The 16,773-nt window shown below is 61.1% G+C and carries 20 protein-coding genes; 8 read left to right on the top strand and 12 right to left on the bottom strand.

The annotated features are described in order from the left end of the window. Positions 1-28 precede the first annotated feature (28 nt). The 4 genes from yajC to RY831_RS13825 all read left to right on the top strand — a co-directional run bounded on the left by yajC (position 29) and on the right by RY831_RS13825 (position 4,198). Positions 29-352: a preprotein translocase subunit YajC gene (yajC, locus tag RY831_RS13840; RefSeq protein WP_326506943.1), complete on the top strand. Its 324-nt coding sequence runs from the start codon at positions 29-31 to the stop codon at positions 350-352. 86 nt (positions 353-438) lie between these two features. Continuing rightward, a complete protein-coding gene (secD, locus tag RY831_RS13835) occupies positions 439-2,298 on the top strand; it encodes a protein translocase subunit SecD (RefSeq protein ID WP_326506942.1) in 1,860 nt (619 codons plus the stop codon). A 177-nt stretch (positions 2,299-2,475) separates the two neighbouring features. Beyond that, positions 2,476-3,420 carry a protein translocase subunit SecF gene (gene secF / locus RY831_RS13830; protein WP_326506941.1) on the top strand — a complete coding sequence of 315 codons (945 nt, stop codon included), beginning with the start codon at positions 2,476-2,478 and terminating at the stop codon, positions 3,418-3,420. 97 nt (positions 3,421-3,517) lie between these two features. After that, positions 3,518-4,198, top strand: a complete 681-nt coding sequence (locus RY831_RS13825) for a cytochrome b/b6 domain-containing protein (protein WP_326506940.1) — start codon at positions 3,518-3,520, stop codon at positions 4,196-4,198. 82 nt (positions 4,199-4,280) lie between these two features. Here RY831_RS13825 and RY831_RS13820 read toward each other — a convergent pair whose 3' ends face one another. From RY831_RS13820 to purB, 6 genes are all read right to left on the bottom strand, one after another. Then, positions 4,281-4,739, bottom strand: coding sequence for a c-type cytochrome (locus RY831_RS13820; RefSeq protein WP_326506939.1), 459 nt, complete (start codon positions 4,737-4,739; stop codon positions 4,281-4,283). Positions 4,740-4,813: 74 nt separating this feature from the next. After that, the gene (locus tag RY831_RS13815) at positions 4,814-5,260 is read right to left on the bottom strand and encodes a MarR family winged helix-turn-helix transcriptional regulator (protein WP_326506938.1); all 447 of its coding nucleotides are present in this window, start codon (positions 5,258-5,260) and stop codon (positions 4,814-4,816) included. Positions 5,261-5,339: 79 nt separating this feature from the next. Beyond that, positions 5,340-5,906, bottom strand: a complete 567-nt coding sequence (locus RY831_RS13810) for a YceI family protein (protein WP_326506937.1) — start codon at positions 5,904-5,906, stop codon at positions 5,340-5,342. A gap of 49 nt (positions 5,907-5,955) precedes the next feature. Further along, positions 5,956-6,528, bottom strand: coding sequence for a YceI family protein (locus RY831_RS13805; protein WP_437126270.1), 573 nt, complete (start codon positions 6,526-6,528; stop codon positions 5,956-5,958). Positions 6,529-6,560: 32 nt separating this feature from the next. Further along, complete coding sequence (locus tag RY831_RS13800) at positions 6,561-7,085, bottom strand: cytochrome b (RefSeq protein WP_326506936.1); 525 nt, start codon at positions 7,083-7,085, stop codon at positions 6,561-6,563. A 212-nt stretch (positions 7,086-7,297) separates the two neighbouring features. Beyond that, positions 7,298-8,665 carry an adenylosuccinate lyase gene (gene purB, locus RY831_RS13795; protein ID WP_326506935.1) on the bottom strand — a complete coding sequence of 456 codons (1,368 nt, stop codon included), beginning with the start codon at positions 8,663-8,665 and terminating at the stop codon, positions 7,298-7,300. A gap of 196 nt (positions 8,666-8,861) precedes the next feature. Here purB and RY831_RS13790 point away from each other — a divergent pair, with 196 nt between their 5' ends. Continuing rightward, complete coding sequence (locus RY831_RS13790) at positions 8,862-9,470, top strand: glutathione S-transferase C-terminal domain-containing protein (RefSeq protein ID WP_326506934.1); 609 nt, start codon at positions 8,862-8,864, stop codon at positions 9,468-9,470. Positions 9,471-9,573: 103 nt separating this feature from the next. On the opposite strand, the gene bfr is transcribed toward RY831_RS13790, so the two are convergent. The 4 genes from bfr to hemP all read right to left on the bottom strand — a co-directional run bounded on the left by bfr (position 9,574) and on the right by hemP (position 11,364). Next, a complete protein-coding gene (gene bfr / locus RY831_RS13785) occupies positions 9,574-10,044 on the bottom strand; it encodes a bacterioferritin (protein WP_326506933.1) in 471 nt (156 codons plus the stop codon). A gap of 372 nt (positions 10,045-10,416) precedes the next feature. Then, positions 10,417-10,632, bottom strand: a complete 216-nt coding sequence (locus RY831_RS13780; protein ID WP_326506932.1) for a (2Fe-2S)-binding protein — start codon at positions 10,630-10,632, stop codon at positions 10,417-10,419. Between the two features lie 117 nt (positions 10,633-10,749). Beyond that, positions 10,750-11,073 carry a hypothetical protein gene (locus RY831_RS13775; RefSeq protein ID WP_326506931.1) on the bottom strand — a complete coding sequence of 108 codons (324 nt, stop codon included), beginning with the start codon at positions 11,071-11,073 and terminating at the stop codon, positions 10,750-10,752. Between the two features lie 105 nt (positions 11,074-11,178). Then, a complete protein-coding gene (gene hemP / locus RY831_RS13770; protein WP_326506930.1) occupies positions 11,179-11,364 on the bottom strand; it encodes a hemin uptake protein HemP in 186 nt (61 codons plus the stop codon). A gap of 62 nt (positions 11,365-11,426) precedes the next feature. Here hemP and RY831_RS13765 point away from each other — a divergent pair, with 62 nt between their 5' ends. After that, entirely contained in the window at positions 11,427-11,675 is a 249-nt protein-coding gene (locus RY831_RS13765; RefSeq protein WP_326506929.1) for a hypothetical protein, read from the top strand. A 60-nt stretch (positions 11,676-11,735) separates the two neighbouring features. On the opposite strand, the gene mnmA is transcribed toward RY831_RS13765, so the two are convergent. After that, entirely contained in the window at positions 11,736-12,839 is a 1,104-nt protein-coding gene (mnmA, locus tag RY831_RS13760) for a tRNA 2-thiouridine(34) synthase MnmA (RefSeq protein WP_326506928.1), read from the bottom strand. Continuing rightward, entirely contained in the window at positions 12,832-13,317 is a 486-nt protein-coding gene (locus tag RY831_RS13755) for an NUDIX hydrolase (protein WP_326506927.1), read from the bottom strand. Before RY831_RS13755 ends, mnmA begins: the two co-directional genes overlap by 8 nt. A 425-nt stretch (positions 13,318-13,742) precedes the next feature. Between RY831_RS13755 and RY831_RS13750 the strand changes: the two genes are divergently transcribed. Further along, positions 13,743-15,326 carry a Re/Si-specific NAD(P)(+) transhydrogenase subunit alpha gene (locus RY831_RS13750; RefSeq protein ID WP_326506926.1) on the top strand — a complete coding sequence of 528 codons (1,584 nt, stop codon included), beginning with the start codon at positions 13,743-13,745 and terminating at the stop codon, positions 15,324-15,326. Between the two features lie 11 nt (positions 15,327-15,337). Next, a complete protein-coding gene (gene pntB / locus RY831_RS13745; RefSeq protein ID WP_326506925.1) occupies positions 15,338-16,762 on the top strand; it encodes a Re/Si-specific NAD(P)(+) transhydrogenase subunit beta in 1,425 nt (474 codons plus the stop codon). The last annotated feature ends 11 nt before the right edge of the window (positions 16,763-16,773 follow it).

Raw genomic sequence — 16,773 nt, 5'->3', positions numbered from 1 at the left:
ATCACCATTACAAACCGGAGTTAAAAAAGTGTTCATTTCCAACGCCTACGCACAAACCGCCGCAGCCGGTGCCGAGAGCAGCCTGTTGAGCTTCCTGCCCATCATCCTGATGTTCATCGTGCTGTACTTCCTGATGATCCGTCCCCAGATGAAGCGTCAGAAAGAGCAGAAAGCCATGATGGATGCGCTCGCCAAGGGCGATGAAGTCATTACCGCCGGCGGCATCGTCGGCAAGGTGTCCAAGGTGACCGAAGCCTACGTCACGCTGGAAATCGCCAACGGCACCGAAATCATCGTTCAGAAAGCCGCTGTTTCGACCTTGTTGCCGAAAGGCACAATCAAGGCGCTGTAACGTAGCGCGGCCAGCCAAGGCAAGCGCCGGCAAGCCGCGGCGCTTCCTGCGGGCGTATCGCCCGCTCAACATGCAAGTTGAACCCTATGAATCGCTACCCCATCTGGAAATACATCCTCATCCTGCTGGTGCTCACCTTCGGTGTGCTCTACACGGTGCCCAACTTCTTCGGCGAGTCGCCGGCGGTGCAGATCAGCAGCGCCAAGGCCACGGTCAAGGTCGACCAGTCGATGCTGACAAGGGTCGACGAGGTGCTGAAGAGTGCCGGCATCACCGCCGACGGCGTGCAGTTCGATGTGACCGGCAACCAGGGTTCGGTGCGCGCGCGCTTCCACGATACCGACACCCAGTTCCGCGCCAAGTCGCTGCTGGAGAAGGCGCTCAATACCGATCCCGCCGATCCGACCTATATCGTCGCCTTCAACCTGCTGCCGAATACGCCGCAGTGGCTGCAGAGCATGCGTGCGCTGCCGATGTATCTGGGCCTCGACCTGCGCGGCGGCGTGCACTTCCTGATGCAGGTGGATACCAAGGCGGTAGTGAACAAGCGCATGCAGGGCCTGCAGGTCAGCGTGCGTACCCTGCTGCGCGACAAGAACGTGCGCCATGCCGGCATCAGCCGCAACGGCGATCAGATCGTGGTGCTGTTCCGCGACGAAGATACCCGCAAGAAGGCGCGCGACGTGCTCGAATCCCAGTTGGGCGAACTCGCGCTGCAGGATGCTGCCGAAGGCGCCGACCTCAAGCTGATCGGCAGCTTCCGGCCGGAGGCGCTGAGAACCACGGTCGAGGACGCGGTGCAGCAGAACATCAGCACCCTGCACAAGCGCGTCAATGAACTCGGCGTGGCCGAACCGATCATCCAGCGCCAGGGCGCCGACCGCATCGTGGTGCAACTGCCCGGCGTGCAGGACGTCTCGCGCGCCAAGGACATCATCGGCCGCACGGCAACCCTGGAAGTGCGCATGGTGGACGAAAGCGTGATGCGCGGCACCGAGGAAACCGCAGCCGTGCCGCTCGGCTCCGAACTGTTCAAGATCGGAAAGGGCGCCCCGGTCGTGCTGTACAAGGAGCCGATCATCACCGGCGAGTACATCTCAAGCGCCAGCGCCAGCTTCGACCAGAACCAGCAGCCGGCGGTCAGCATCGACCTCAACGGCGACGGCGGCCGCCGCATGCGCGACGCCACGCGCAGCAAGATCGGCAAGTCGATGGCCATCGTGCTGTTCGAAAAGAACAAGGGCGAGGTCCTGACGGTCGCCACCATCCGCGACGAGCTCGGTTCCCGTTTCCAGATCACCGGCATGGGTTCGGCCGAGGCGGCCAACGACCTCTCGCTGCTGCTGCGCGCCGGTTCGCTGGCGGCGCCGATGGAGATCATCGAGGAAAGCACCATCGGCCCGCAGCTCGGCGCCGAAAACATCCAGAAGGGCTTCAACTCGACACTGTACGGTTTCGCGGCGATTGCCATCTTCATGATTGTGTACTACCACCTGTTCGGCTTCTTCAGCGTGTTCGCGCTCGCGGTCAACCTGATGCTGCTGATCGCGGTGCTGTCGGTGATGCAGGCGACGCTGACTCTGCCAGGCATGGCGGCGATCGCCTTCACGCTCGGCATGGCGATCGATGCCAACGTGCTGATCAACGAACGCATCCGGGAGGAACTGCGCAACGGCAATTCGCCGCAGGCGGCCATCGCCACCGGCTTCGACCGCGCCTGGGCCACGATCCTCGACTCGAACGTGACCACCATGATCGCCGGCCTCGCGCTGCTGATCTTCGGCTCCGGAGCGATCCGCGGCTTTGCGGTGGTGCACTGCATCGGCATCCTGACCTCGATCTTCTCGGCGGTGTTCGTATCGCGCGGCGTCGCCAACCTGTGGTACGGCCGCAAGAAGCGCCTGGCCAGCGTATCGATCGGCCAGGTGTGGAAGCCCAATGCTTGATGGCCTGAGGGCCTGATGACCCCCGATCCGTGACGCCCGGGCGCGTCACGGAGGCGGCACGGACGCAGCACGGAATTGCATGTGCTGGATGAAGATTGATTGCGGTTTGATGGGTGTTTCGCAGGAGCGCCAGCCTTGCAAGGCGGCGCCGGCGGCAAGACCCGAAAGGAAAAAGTAATGGAGTTGTTCCGGATTAAGAAGGATATTCCCTTCATGCGCCACGCGGTGATCTTCAACGTGATCTCGGCGCTTACCTTCGTCGCGGCAGTGTTCTTCCTGGTTTACAAGGGATTGCACCTGTCGATCGAATTCACCGGCGGCACGGTGGTCGAAGTCGTTTACGACAAGCCGGCCGACCTGGAGAAGGTCCGCGCCACGATCGAAAGGCTCAATTACACCGACACCCAGGTGCAGAGCTTCGGCACAGCGCAGAACGTGATGATCCGCCTGCCCGCGCGCAAGGACGTGACTTCCGCGCAGCAGAGCGAACGCGTGCTGGCCGCGCTCAAGGCTGAGGACAGCAGCGTGCGCCTGCATCGCGTCGAATTCGTCGGCCCGCAGGTCGGCGACGAGCTCACGCACGACGGCCTGCTGGCGCTCGGCATGGTGATCATCGGCATTGTGATCTATCTTGCATTCCGCTTCGAATGGAAGTTCGCCATCGCCGCGATCATCGCCAACCTGCATGACGTGGTGATCATTCTCGGCTTCTTCGCCTTCTTCCAGTGGGAATTCTCGCTGACCGTGCTGGCGGCGGTACTGGCCGTGCTCGGTTATTCGGTCAACGAATCGGTGGTGGTGTTCGACCGGGTGCGAGAAACCTTCCGCGACCGCCGCTACGGCAAGCTCGGCACGGACGACGTGATGAACCATGCCATTACCAGCACGATTTCCCGCACCATCATTACCCACGGCTCGACCCAGATGATGGTGCTGTCGATGCTGCTGGTCGGCGGCGCCACGCTGCATTACTTTGCGATCGCGCTGACCATCGGCATCCTGTTCGGCATCTACTCCTCGGTCTTCGTTGCCGCCGCGGTGGCGATGTGGCTGGGCGTGACCCGCGAAGATCTGATCAAGCCGGTCAAGGAAAAGGACGAGACCGACGGCGCCGTCGTTTGACCAGGCCCTCGTCCAGGCAAAAAGGCCGGCTCGCGAGCCGGCCTTTTTTTCGTCTACACTTTCTTCATGAATGCATAACCGTAAGCAAGGAGAAAACATGAAGAAAGTGCGTGTCTGGGATTTGCCGGTCCGCCTGTTCCATTGGGCGCTCGCGGTATTGATTGTTGCCGCGGTAGTGACCCAGAACATTGGCGGAAACGCGATGGAGTGGCACTTCCGCGCCGGCTACTCGATACTTGCGCTGCTCGCTTTCCGCATCGTCTGGGGCCTGATCGGCCCGCGCTATGCCCGGTTTTCAAGCTTTATTTACGGACCGTCGACCATCGTCGGTTATGTGCGCGGCGGCAAGGAAGCACTCAAGCGGAAATACCTCGGACACAATCCTCTCGGCAGCCTGTCGGTGTTTGCCCTGCTCGGCGCGGTGCTGGCGCAGGCGGTCAGCGGCCTGTATGCGAACGACGATATCGCCAGCGAAGGCCCGCTGGTCAAGTTCATCAGCAAGGACTTGTCGGACCAGATCACCTGGTTCCACAAGGATGTCTCCGCCACCCTGATCTACATACTGGTGGCGATGCATATCCTGGCGATCATCTTCTACCATGTCCGCAGGCGGCAGAACCTGGTCAAGCCCATGCTGACCGGCGACCATGAAGTCGATTTCGATGCCGTGCCGGCCAACGACTCCTGGGGCATGCGGCTGCTTGCCGCTGTCATTCTTGCCCTGTGCGCCGCGGCAGTGTACTGGCTGATCAGCCTGCCGCCGAGAGGCATGATGTAGCAGGCATCTCGATCAAGGTGTCTTCCTCAAATGAAAACGCCCGGCTATGTGCCGGGCGCCACACACGCAAGCCGTGTCCTGCTTACTTGTTCCGGTAATTGTCGTGGCAAGCCTTGCACGACTGGCCGACGGCGCCGAAGGCGGTCTTGATGGCGTTCAGGTCGCCCGACTTGGCGGCGGTGGAAAGCTTGCCGATCTCGCCCTGCATCTTGTCGGCGGCCGCCATGAACTTGTCCTGCTCCTTCCAGATTTCCGGCTTCGCCTTGGAATTGGCCGCCTCGCTCCCCTGCGGGAAGGCAGTCCACGGCAGCTTCGCCACCATTTCCATTACGGCCACATCTGCTTCAACCGCGGCCTTGTCATAGGGCCTCTCTCCCTTGACCACCGCGCCGACGCGCCCGGTATGCGCGCCTAGCAGGGTGAAGGCCGCCTGGCGGTATTTCACGGCATCCTCGGGTTTGGCGAATTGCGCCTGGGCCTGTGCGGCAAACGGCACGGCGAGCATGGCAGTCAGGGTAATGCTGGCTAACGCAAGTTTCATACACTCTCCTTGTGAACGGATGAACGGCTGGCTTCCCCATTGGACCCGCGTAACAGGCAGAGGCGGGACGGCGCTTAGTCCGGCTTCGCGCTGCTGGCGTCCAGGTGATTCTTCAGCTTTGCCAGCTCGCGGTCGAGCGCGGCAAAGTCTTCGTCACTGTAGCCCAAAAAAGCTTGCTTGCAAAATTGTATGTGGGGAGAGAACAGCCGCTCGAACTCGGCCTGCCCCCGCGCGGTGAGCCGCACGATGATGCTGCGCCGGTCCTCGAGGCAGCAGGTGCGCTCGGCCAACCCTTTTTCCTCGAGGCGGTCGACGATGCCGGTCAGCGTGCCCTTGGTGATCAGCGTCTTCTGGCCCAGCTCCTTGAACGACATGCCGTCGGTGTTGCCGAGCGTGGCAATGATGTCGAACTGCGGCGACGTCAGTCCCAGGGTGCGTATGTGGGCATCCGATATCTGCTGGAAGGCATGGAAGCATTCCGCGAGCAGGCGGATGCTGCGCAGATAGCGCTCTTTTTTCATGGGCTGCTCAATGAAGAATTTTTCGATAATAAAAAAGCCGGCGCAATCGCAGCCGGCTTGCGCGCGAAACCTTGCGCGATCAGTCGGCGATCAGGGCTTCTACCTGGATGGCCAGCTTGACCTCCGGAGAGAACCGCGGCGTGGCGTAATTCAGGCCGAAGTCGGTGCGCTTGAATTCGCCGGAGGCGTCGGCGCCGCAGACTTCGCGCTTGAGCATAGGATGCTGGATGCACTTGAACTTGCTGATCGTCAGGTTGACCGGCTTGGTCACGCCCAGCATGGTCAGCTCGCCTTCGACGGCCACCGGCGTATCGCCGTTGAACTTGATCGACTTGCCCTTGTAGGTGATGGTCGGATGCTGCTCCACGTTGAACATGTCCTTGTTCTTTGCATGGTCGTTCATCTTCGCATGTCCGAAGTCGATCGAGTTCGCATCGATGGCGATGTCCATGGTGCCGGTCTTGGCCTTGCGGTCGAGGTTGATGGTGCCGCTGGTCTTGGTGAACTTGCCGCGCCATACGGAGATGCCCATGTGGTCGGCTTCGAAGCTCGGGTAGGTATGGCTGGGATCGATGTTGTAGGTCTGGGCGTAAGCGGAAGCTGCGCTGAGCGCCAGCAGGGCTGCGGCAAGATGCTTGAACGTCATGAAAACTCCTTGTGAGATGGCTTGGTTGACTGCGTTTGCTGAACGGTAATTACTGTGCCGCGACGACGCGGAACTTGATGACAACCTCATCGGCGACCATGCTGGTGTCTTTCCATTCACCTTCGCCGATGTTGAAGGCCAGCCGCTTGATCGGCAGCGCGCCTTCGAAAACCTGGGTGGAACCCTCCTTCTTCACCGTCAGCGGGAAGGCGACGTCGGCGGTCTTGCCCTTGATGGTCAGCTTGCCGGTCACATCCAGCTTGCCGCCGGCCGCCGGCTTGATCGCGGTCGACACGAAGCCGGCTTTCGGGAACTGCGCGCCGTTGAACCATTCCTTCTTCTGCACTTCCTTGTTGTACTCGGCATCGCCGAGATCGAAGCTGGGAATGTCGATATCGATGCTCGCCCTGGACGCTTCCGGCTTGGCGCCGTCATAGTCGATCTGCGCATTGAACTTCTTGAACTTGGCTTCCACCGGCACGTTCATTTGCTTGAAGATGGCCGATACGCTGCTCTTGGCGGGATCGGTCTTGAGCATGGCGGCGACGGCGGTCACGGCTGGCAGCGCGAGCACCAGGGCGGCGGCCGCCACGGTGCGACGCAGGACGGGGGACATATGCATTGTTGTAATCCTCGTTGATGGAGTTGTAGGCATCAGGGCAGCATGCGCTTGAGCACGCCGTCGCGGTCGATGAACTGGTGCTTGAGGGCGGCCGCCACATGCAGGACGAACAGCGCGAGCAGCGTCATGTTGAGCCAGTAGTGAACGGACTTGAGCAGGGTCTTCAGCTCGGGGTTCGGCTCGATCAGCGCCGGCATGGGAATGATGCCCAGGTAGACCACCGGCACGCCCGCCGCCAGGCTGTAGAGGTAACCCGATACCGGAATGGCGAACATCAGCACGTAAAGCAGCCCGTGCAATCCGTGAGCGGCGCTCTGCTGCCAATTCGCCATGCTGGCGGGATAGGCAGGCGCCTTGTGGCCGAGACGCCAGAGCAGGCGCAAGCAGGCGAGGCCGAGCACGGTAATGCCCAGCCACTTATGCCAGGAAAAGTACTTGAGCTTGGTCGGCGTGATGCCGGGAATATCGACCATCGTCACGCCGAGAGCGAAGGCGGCGATGATGAGCAGGCCGATCAGCCAGTGCATGAGTATTGCGGGAAGCGTGTAGCGCTGCATTATTTTTCTGATTGCAATTAGTTCGAGTTAGAACTAAATGTACCACAAAAAATTTCGATGCTCGCCAAGTGCCGGTACGTGCTTGTACCTGCGTTTGCGTCCCGTTTTCCGGGGAAGGAGGGGCAGGATTTGTACTGTGGAACGGCAGCGGAGGCACATGCCGTGCCTTCGCTGCCATCCGATCAGGCTCGCTTGATCGGTCCGGCTGTAGCCTAGACGGCTCGCGCCAGCTTTTCGGCGTGGCCAATGTAGTTGGCGGGCGTCATCGCCAGCAGGTGATCCTTGGCATCCTGCGGGATCGCCAGGCCATTGATGAATTCCCGCAGCGCGTCGCGCGAAATACCCTTGCCGCGGGTGAGTTCCTTCAGCTGTTCGTACGGGTTCTCGATGCCGTAGCGGCGCATCACCGTCTGCACCGGCTCGGCCAGCACTTCCCAGGTGGCGTCCAGGTCTTCCGCCAGGCGGGCGGGATTGACCTCGAGCTTGTTGAGGCCGCGCAGGCAGCTGTCGTAGGCCAGCACCGCGTAGCCGAAGGCCACGCCGATGTTGCGCAGCACGGTCGAGTCGGTCAGGTCGCGCTGCCAGCGCGAGACCGGCAGCTTTTCCGACAGGTGCTTGAGCACCGCATTGGCCAGGCCGAGGTTGCCTTCGGAGTTTTCGAAGTCGATCGGGTTGACCTTGTGCGGCATGGTCGACGATCCGATTTCCCCCGCCTTCGTGCGCTGCTTGAAATAGCCGAGCGAGATGTAGCCCCAGATATCGCGGTTCAGGTCGAGCAGGATGGTGTTGGCGCGGGCGATCGCATCGAACATCTCGGCCATGTAGTCGTGCGGCTCGATCTGGATAGTGTAGGGATTGAAGGTCAGGCCGAGGCGCTGCTCGATTACGTTCTTCGAGAAGTTTTCCCAGTCGAATTCCGGATAGGCGGACAGGTGGGCATTGTAGTTGCCGACCGCGCCGTTCATCTTGCCCAGCAGTTCGACGCCGGCGATGCGCTGCTCCGCGCGCTTGAGGCGGGCCACGACGTTGGCGATTTCCTTGCCGAGCGTGGTCGGGCTGGCCGGCTGGCCATGGGTGCGCGACAGCATCGGCAGGGCGGCGTTCTCGTGCGCCAGATCGGTCAGCCTTGCGATCACCGCGCGCAGCGAAGGCAGCAGCACATCGTTGCGGGCCGCCTTGAGCATCATGCCGTGCGAGGTATTGTTGATGTCTTCGGAGGTGCAGGCGAAATGAATGAATTCGCTCGCGGCGACCAGTTCCGGCACGCCGGCGACCTTTTCCTTGAGCCAGTACTCGACCGCCTTCACGTCATGGTTGGTGACAGCTTCGATAGCCTTGATGCGCTCGGCGTCGCTTTCGCTGAATTCGCTGGCGAGTTTGTCCAGCAGCGCATTGGCCGAGGCCGAAAACGGCTTGATTTCCGCGAATCCCGCTTGCGACAGCGCCTGCAGCCATGCAATTTCCACCTTCACGCGATGATGCATGAAGCCGGCTTCGGACAGGATGGGACGCAGCTTGTCGGTCTTGGCGGCGTAGCGGCCGTCCAACGGGGAGAGGGCGGAGAGAGCGGAAAGCGACATGATATGAAATGCGGAGAAGTGAGTAAAAGTGCGCGCAATCGAAGACAATGATGCGCCAAACCAGCGGAATCCGGCATTTTACCATTCCCGTCCGGCGCCAAAGCGCGGCCGGCGGAATGCCCTTAGCCGCGGCTCCGGCGGATTCCGTGAGTTTGCTCAATGTTATAATCGTGCCCACTTCATACCATATGCATCTATGAAACTCATCGGTTCCACCGCCAGCCCCTACGTTCGCAAGGTCCGTGTCGTGATGGCGGAAAAGAAGCTCGACTACGAACTCGTCCTGGAAAACGTCTGGGCGCCCGACACCAGGATCATGCAGTCCAATCCGCTCGGAAAAGTACCTTGCCTGGTAATGGAGGACGGCGGCGCGATGTTCGATTCGCGCGTGATCGTCGAGTATCTCGATACGCTGACTCCAGTCTGCAAGCTGATTCCGCCCAATGGACGCGAACGCGCCGAGGTCAAGTGCTGGGAAGCGCTGGCCGACGGCGTGCTCGACGCCGGGGTGACCGTGCGCCTTGAGCGCACCCTGCGTCCCGAGGCGCAGCAGAGCGAGGAATGGATCAAGCGCCAGATGGACAAGGTTCACGCCGGATTGAAGGCCATGTCTGCCGGCCTCAAGGACACTCCGTTCTGCACCGGCACCCATTACTCGCTGGCGGACGTGGCGGTTGGCTGCGCGCTCGGCTGGCTGTCGTTCCGCTTCCCGGAAATCGACTGGCGCGGCGACTATCCCAATCTTGCGAAGCTGTTCGACAAATTGTCCGAGCGGCAGTCGTTCAAGGATACGGTGCCGCAGTAACGGCATGAGGTTTGCAGCCGGCTGTGCAAGCCTTGCCGGCAATGAGCAATGAAAAAGGGCAGTCATCGAGACTGCCCTTTTCTTTTGTTCGCACGACGACGGCTTACTCGCCCATTTGCGATTGCAGGTAATTCTGCAGGCCGATCTTGTTGATCAGATCGAGCTGGGTCTCGAGCCATTCGATGTGCTCTTCCGTGTCATCGAGAATCTCGACCAGGATTTCGCGCGAGATGAAGTCGCCCGCCGCTTCGCATGCCTTGATTCCATCCTTCACCGTTTGCTGCGACACCTGTTCCAGCTTGAGGTCGCATTCCAGCATTTCCGGTGTCGACTCGCCGATCATCAGCTTGTGCAGCGCCTGCAGGTTGGGCAAGCCGTCGAGCATCAGGATGCGGTTGATCAGATTGTCGGCATGCTTCATTTCGCCGATGGATTCTTCGTACTCTTTCTTGCCGAGCTTCTCGAAACCCCAGTGCCTGTACATGCGGGCATGCAGGAAATACTGGTTGATCGCGGTGAGTTCATTGGTCAGCTGCGCATTAAGCAGTCTGATGATATTGGGGTCACCTTTCATGGGGTCCTCTGGATTCGTGTCGTAAAGGGATGGACCTGCCGCTGCCAGTCATCCCGGGAAGTACACGCATGATAACGCACGATATTGTTTTTTCCATCCATCGCCTGCATTTGCCCTGCATTTCGTTAGCGCTAATCATTCGCACTTCGAACAGCATTCGAATGCGCGATGCTATCTCATGCCGTCAAGCAAGGGGGATCGAAGAGGTAGAAAGAGGAGGTCGGAGAAGCGAGGGGAAACCGGCACGCTCGATCGAGCCCGCTTTGGGGCTCGATCGGGAGATCCGGGTGGCGCCGGACGCTGCCGTGCCGATGGCTGGTAGGAGGTCCGGACGGCAGGACCGCAGGACTGTGTCTCGCCTGGCCTGGTATGTCAGGCGGCGAACGCCGGGCGGAACATGACCGGCTGCGCTTCCAGCTCGCGCTCCTCGAGACATTCGCGCAGGACGGTTTTTGCGCAGGAGTGGCATTTGCCGCAGCAGGTGCCAACGCCGAGCTGTTCGCGCAGCTGCGGCATCGTGGTCAAGCCCTTGTCGACGGCTTGCTGGATCTTTCGTTCAGAAACATTGTGGCAAACGCAAACGATCATTCGTACACCTTGTGGTTGTCTTCCAGTTGGTTGTCTTTCGGTTTCTTGCGGACGGGGCGGCGAACCCCGTCATGCTTCAGTGCTGCTTGGGAAAATCGACCTGCGCGATCCGCGCCGTCAATTTGCCCGGTTGCCCGTTACCAGGCGGAGAAAGCGGTTCTGGCGCTGCGCCGTCGATGCCATCGTGCGTTCGACGACCAGTGCCCATTGCTCCGACAGCTGCTGGCAGGTTGCCCGCAATACGGGGGCCAGTTCCGGCAGGTCGGCCAGTGCCTTCAGATGCCGTTCGATCACGGAGGCCAGCTTGGTGCATGCCCGCGACTCCTGGCTGTTGGCCGTGTAGTGCGACATCAGGTGCAGCACTGCGGAGACCAGCAGTTCGGGTTGGGCCGGCACGCTAGCCGGTTCGAAGAGCAGGGGATCGATTGTTTCAGTTGCCATCAGACATTCCTTTCCTTCGTTGTTTGCTGGCTACCGTACGATCCGCGATCGGCTGGCTGGCTGGAGTTCATGCTAAGCGTTAGCGCCCTGACATTGGCTTGCTGCTTATGCCGTCAGGATCAGCTTGTTAAGCTGTGTCAGCCTCAGCCGGTAAATCCTGCCGTGATGATCGATTTCGACTTCCCGCTGCTGCTGCAGCAGGTCTTCGCTCTTGATCCTCGTGACTTGCGTGACCGGGTCAGGATCGGTCCCGGACGCCACGGCTTCCTTCTGTTGCGTGAGATGGTTCATGATCTTGTCCCTATGTAAATGCGAACTATTCTTATTTCGATTATTGGCCAATTCAATCGGGATTGCAAGGGTTTTTCTATGAAGCCTTGACTTCAGTGTGGGAAAGCCTGAAAAAGGCAACACTTTTCTTGATGCAGGGAAATTTTTCCAGCAAATTCAAGGATTTACCGGGCAGCTGGCATGGGAAAAAAGACGCGATCTCATGTCATGGAATGACTTGGGATTGGTATCAGGCCAAGCTTCGGCATTTCGGCGGCAGCAAAGAAAAGACAACGGCCACGGGCAGCGCCCACCGCCGTTTTGCGGACTAGAGAAGGATGAAATGCAGAGGGAGGGCAGCCATGGAGCACGAAGCTCCATGGGGAAGAGAATCAGGCGATCGCGGAATTGATGATGCCGCCGCCCAGGCAGACATCGCCGTCATACAGAACCGCGGACTGGCCGGGCGTGACCGCCCATTGCGGCGATTCGAAGTTCAGCGCGAACCGTTCCGCATCGCTGACCGCGATCGAGCAGGGCACATCCGCCTGCCGATAGCGGGTCTTCGCGGCAAGCTGCTCGATGCCCGGCGGTTCGCCGGCAATCCAGCTGGCCTGGGCCGACTCCAGCGCAGCCGACAGCAGCCAGGGGTGATCATGCCCCTGCACGACATACAGCACGTTATTGGTCACATCCTTCTTCGCCACGTACCAGGCATCGCTGCTGCCTTCGGCGTTCTGGAAGGACTTGATGCCGCCCAGGCCGATGCCCTTGCGCTGGCCGAGCGTATAGAAGCTCAGGCCGACATGCTCGCCGACTACGGTGCCGTCAGGTGTCATCATCGGCCCGGGCTTGTAGGACAGGTAACGGTTCAGGAATTCCCGGAACGGCCGCTCGCCAATGAAGCAGATGCCTGTGGAATCCTTTTTCTTCGCATTCGGCAGGCCGATCTTCTCGGCGATCTTGCGCACTTCGGTCTTGGGAATCTCGCCCAGCGGGAACAGGGTTTTCGACAGCTGCGCCTGGTTCAGCCGATGCAGGAAATAGCTCTGGTCCTTGCTGGCATCGAGCGCCTTCAGGAGTTCGAAGCGTCCGTTTCCGGCCTGCTGCACACGCGCATAGTGCCCGGTGGCGATCAGGTCGGCGCCGAGTTTCATCGCATGATCGAGAAAGGCCTTGAACTTGATCTCGGCATTGCACAGCACGTCCGGGTTGGGCGTGCGCCCGGCCTGGTATTCGCGCAGGAATTCGGCGAATACCCGGTCCTTGTATTCGGACGCGAAGTTGACCGCTTCGATATCGACGCCCACCACGTCAGCCACGCTGGCGGCATCGATCCAGTCCTGCCGGGTCGAGCAGTACTCGGAATCGTCATCGTCTTCCCAGTTCTTCATGAACAGGCCGATGACTTCATATCCTTGTTCCTTCAGCAGCCAGGCCGACACCGACGAATCGACGCCGCCCGACATGCCGATCACGACGCGCTTCCTAGCCACTGAATGCTCCGATTACGCTGGGATGGGTATAGATCAGCGACAGCGGCGCGCGCTGTCCCGCGAGATAGTCGTCGACGCAGCGCATGACCAGCGGGCTGCGATGCTTGCTTTCGCAAGCCAGCATTTCCTCGCGCGTCATCCATACCGCGCGCAGGATGCCTTCGTCGAGCGGGCGTTCATGCCGCGCGCCGACCTTGCCGCAGAAGGCGAAGCGCAGATAGGTCACTTCCTTGTTGGTGCGGGACGACAGATAGCGCGTCATGTACATGCCGACCATTGCCGTGGCTGCGAATTCGTGCGCGGTTTCTTCCATCGTTTCGCGCGCCACCGCCTCGATCAGCGATTCGTTCGGATCGAGATGGCCGGCCGGCTGGTTGAAGCGGATGCCGTCGCTGGTTTCTTCTTCGACCAGCAGGAACTGGCCGTCGCGTTCGACGACCGCGGCAACGGTAACGGAGGGTTTCCAGACTTCAGACATGGTATTCCTTGAGAAGGGCGACATTTTACCTCGCAAGCCGCGACGATGCCTCGCTCAGCGGCAAGGATGCAGCCGTGCAGGTTGTTGATTGGCGGAATGATCGCTTTCCCATGGAATACGATATTGATTTTGCGCAACGGTTTTCGGAAGTGTAAAAATGGCATGGAAAGCTGCTACATTCGCTTTGTGATCGGTATGCGGATCAAGCTGCAGACAAGCACCGAAAACCTACAAAATTCGGGAATTCTGGAGTTTTTCGAAGAAAACCACAAAAAAGAACGGTTGTGCTAATTTTTGGATTGCGTGTAAGATCGGTGTAAGTCTTAATCAACTGTAATGACTTTGCTGCAACATGCCGGGTGCATCGGCACGGCGGGCCTGTTTCGGATTGCGGATTTCAAATATTCAACACGAAGGGGAAGCGTATGTCTCTAGTCATTGGCGTCCCCCGGGAAGTATTTCCGGGCGAAAAGCGCGTTGCCACGGTACCCGATGTCGTCGAAAAACTGATCAAGCTCGGTTTTTCGGTAACGGTCGAGTCCGGTGCGGGCGATGCCGCAAACTTCAGCGATGATGCATACCGGGCCGCCGGCGCGCAGATCGTTGAAGGGGCGGCCAACCTGTGGTCGTCTTCCGACATCGTCTTCAAGGTGCGCGGTCCGACACCCGGGGAAGTCGGCCTGATCCGCGAAGGCAGCACCCTGGTCAGCTTCATCTGGCCGGCGCAGAACCCGGAATTGATGCAGCAGCTGGCAGCCAGACGCGTGACCGTGCTCGCGATGGACAGCGTGCCCCGCATGTCGCGCGCGCAGAAGATGGATGCGCTGAGCTCCATGGCCAACATCGCCGGCTACCGCGCGGTGATCGAGGCGGCTCATCATTTCGGACGCTTCTTTACCGGCCAGATCACGGCCGCCGGCAAGGTGCCGCCGGCCAAGGTGTTCGTGATCGGTGCCGGCGTTGCCGGCCTGGCAGCCATCGGCGCAGCATCAGGCCTCGGCGCCATCGTGCGCGCCAACGACACCCGTCCGGAAGTGGCGGACCAGGTCAAGTCGATGGGCGGGGAGTTCGTCGGCGTCGACTATATCGAGGAAGGTGCCGGCGTCGGCGGCTACGCCAAGGTCATGAGCGAAGGCTTCCAGAAGGCCCAGCGCGACACCTTCGCCAAGCAGGCGAAGGACGTCGACATCATCATCACCACCGCGCTCATTCCGGGCAAGCCCGCGCCCAAGCTGATCACCGCCGAAATGGTGCAGTCCATGCGCCCGGGCAGCGTGATCGTCGATCTCGCCTCCGAACAGGGTGGCAACTGCGAACTGACCGAGCCCGGCCAGGTCGTGGTCAGGCACGGCGTCACCATCATCGGTTATGCCGACCTGCCGAGCCGCCTGTCGAAGCAGTCCAGCACCCTGTACGCGACCAACCTCCTGCGCCTGACCGAAGAATTGTGCAAGAACAAGGACGGCACCATCAACGTCAACATGGACGATGAAGTCATCCGCGGCACCACCGTGATCAAGGAAGGCAGCATCACCTGGCCGCCGCCGCCGCCCAAGCTGTCGGCGGCGCCCGCCGCGGCGGCCAAGCCGGCCGCCGTGCCGCAGGCCAAGTCGCACGGGCACGGCGCACCCAGCGCGCCCGCGTCAGGCGCACGGCTCGCCGTGGTGTTTGGCATTGCCGCCCTGCTGTTCTGGCTGATCGGCGCCTATGCGCCGCCAGCCTTCCTCGGCCACTTCACCGTCTTCGTGCTGGCCTGTTTCGTCGGCTACATGGTGGTCTGGAACGTCACTCCCGCGCTGCATACGCCGCTGATGAGCGTCACCAATGCGATTTCCAGCATCATCGCCATCGGAGCGCTGGTGCAGATCGCGCCGCCGCTGGCGACTGGCGTCGAGCGCCCGGGCGACTGGATCCGCTGGCTGGCCGTGATCGGCATCGTGCTGACCACCATCAACATGTTCGGCGGCTTTGCCGTCACCCGCCGCATGCTGGCGATGTTCCGTAAATAAGGGAGCGGTCAATGTCTGAAAGTCTCACAACAGTCGCTTACCTTGGCGCGGCCATTCTGTTCATCCTGAGTCTCGGGGGCCTGTCCAATCCGGAAACCTCGCGTCGCGGCAACCTGTACGGCATGATCGGCATGGCGCTGGCGGTGCTGGCCACGGTATTCGGACCCTACGTGACCGCCGCCGGCATTCCCTGGATCGTCGGCGCGATGGTGGTCGGCGCGGCGATCGGCCTCTACGCGGCGCGCACCGTGCAGATGACGCAAATGCCGGAACTGGTGGCGCTGATGCACAGCCTGGTCGGCCTCGCCGCGACGCTGGTCGGCTATGCCAGCTTCATCGACCCGGCCGCCTCGGCCAACTTCAGCGGCGCCGAAAAGGTAATCCATGAAGTGGAGATCTACATCGGCGTGCTGATCGGCGCGGTCACCTTCTCCGGCTCCATCATCGCCTTCGGCAAGCTGTCGGCGCGCATCGGCGGCAAGCCGCTGCTGCTGCCGGGACGCCACATCCTGAACCTGATCGGCCTCCTGCTCGTGATCTGGTTCGGGGTGCAGTTCGTGCGTGCCGGCTCGATCGAGGAAGGCATGATGCCCCTGATCATCATGACGGTGATCGCGCTGCTGTTCGGCATCCACATGGTGATGGCCATCGGCGGCGCAGACATGCCGGTGGTGGTCTCCATGCTCAACAGCTATTCCGGCTGGGCTGCGGCGGCGACCGGCTTCATGCTGTCGAACGACCTGCTGATCGTGACCGGCGCGCTGGTCGGCTCCAGCGGCGCCATCCTGTCCTACATCATGTGCCGGGCGATGAACCGCAACTTCTTCAGCGTGATTGCCGGCGGCTTCGGCGGCGACACCGGCAAGGCCAAGCCGGTGGGCGGCGCGGCGGCGCAGCCCGAGGGCGAGGTGGTGCCGGTCAATGCCGTCGAAACCGCGGAGATGCTGCGCGATGCGAAGAACGTGATCATCGTGCCGGGCTACGGCATGGCGGTCGCGCAGGCCCAGCACACCGTGTACGAGATCACCCGGCTGCTGCGCGAGAAAGGCGTCAACGTGCGCTTCGGCATTCACCCGGTGGCGGGCCGCATGCCCGGCCACATGAACGTGCTGCTGGCCGAAGCCAAGGTGCCTTACGACATCGTGATGGAAATGGACGAGCTCAACGAAGACTTCGCCGATACCGACGTGGCGATGGTCATCGGCGCCAACGACATCGTCAACCCGGCGGCGCAGGACGATCCGGACAGCCCGATCGCCGGCATGCCGGTGCTTGAAGTCTGGAAGGCAAAGACATCCATCGTCATGAAGCGCAGCATGGCCTCCGGCTATGCGGGCGTGGACAATCCGCTGTTCTACAAGGACAACAACCGGATGCTGTTCGGCGATGCGAAGAAAATGCTCGACGAGGTGCTCGGCGCATTGAAGACGGCTTGAGCGCTCGCTCC

This window comes from Noviherbaspirillum album (assembly GCF_035916955.1).
GTDB classification, from domain to species: Bacteria; Pseudomonadota; Gammaproteobacteria; order Burkholderiales; family Burkholderiaceae_D; genus Noviherbaspirillum; species Noviherbaspirillum album.
Note: the sequence above shows the minus strand (reverse complement) of the source record. Positions and strands in the feature narration are given on the sequence as shown.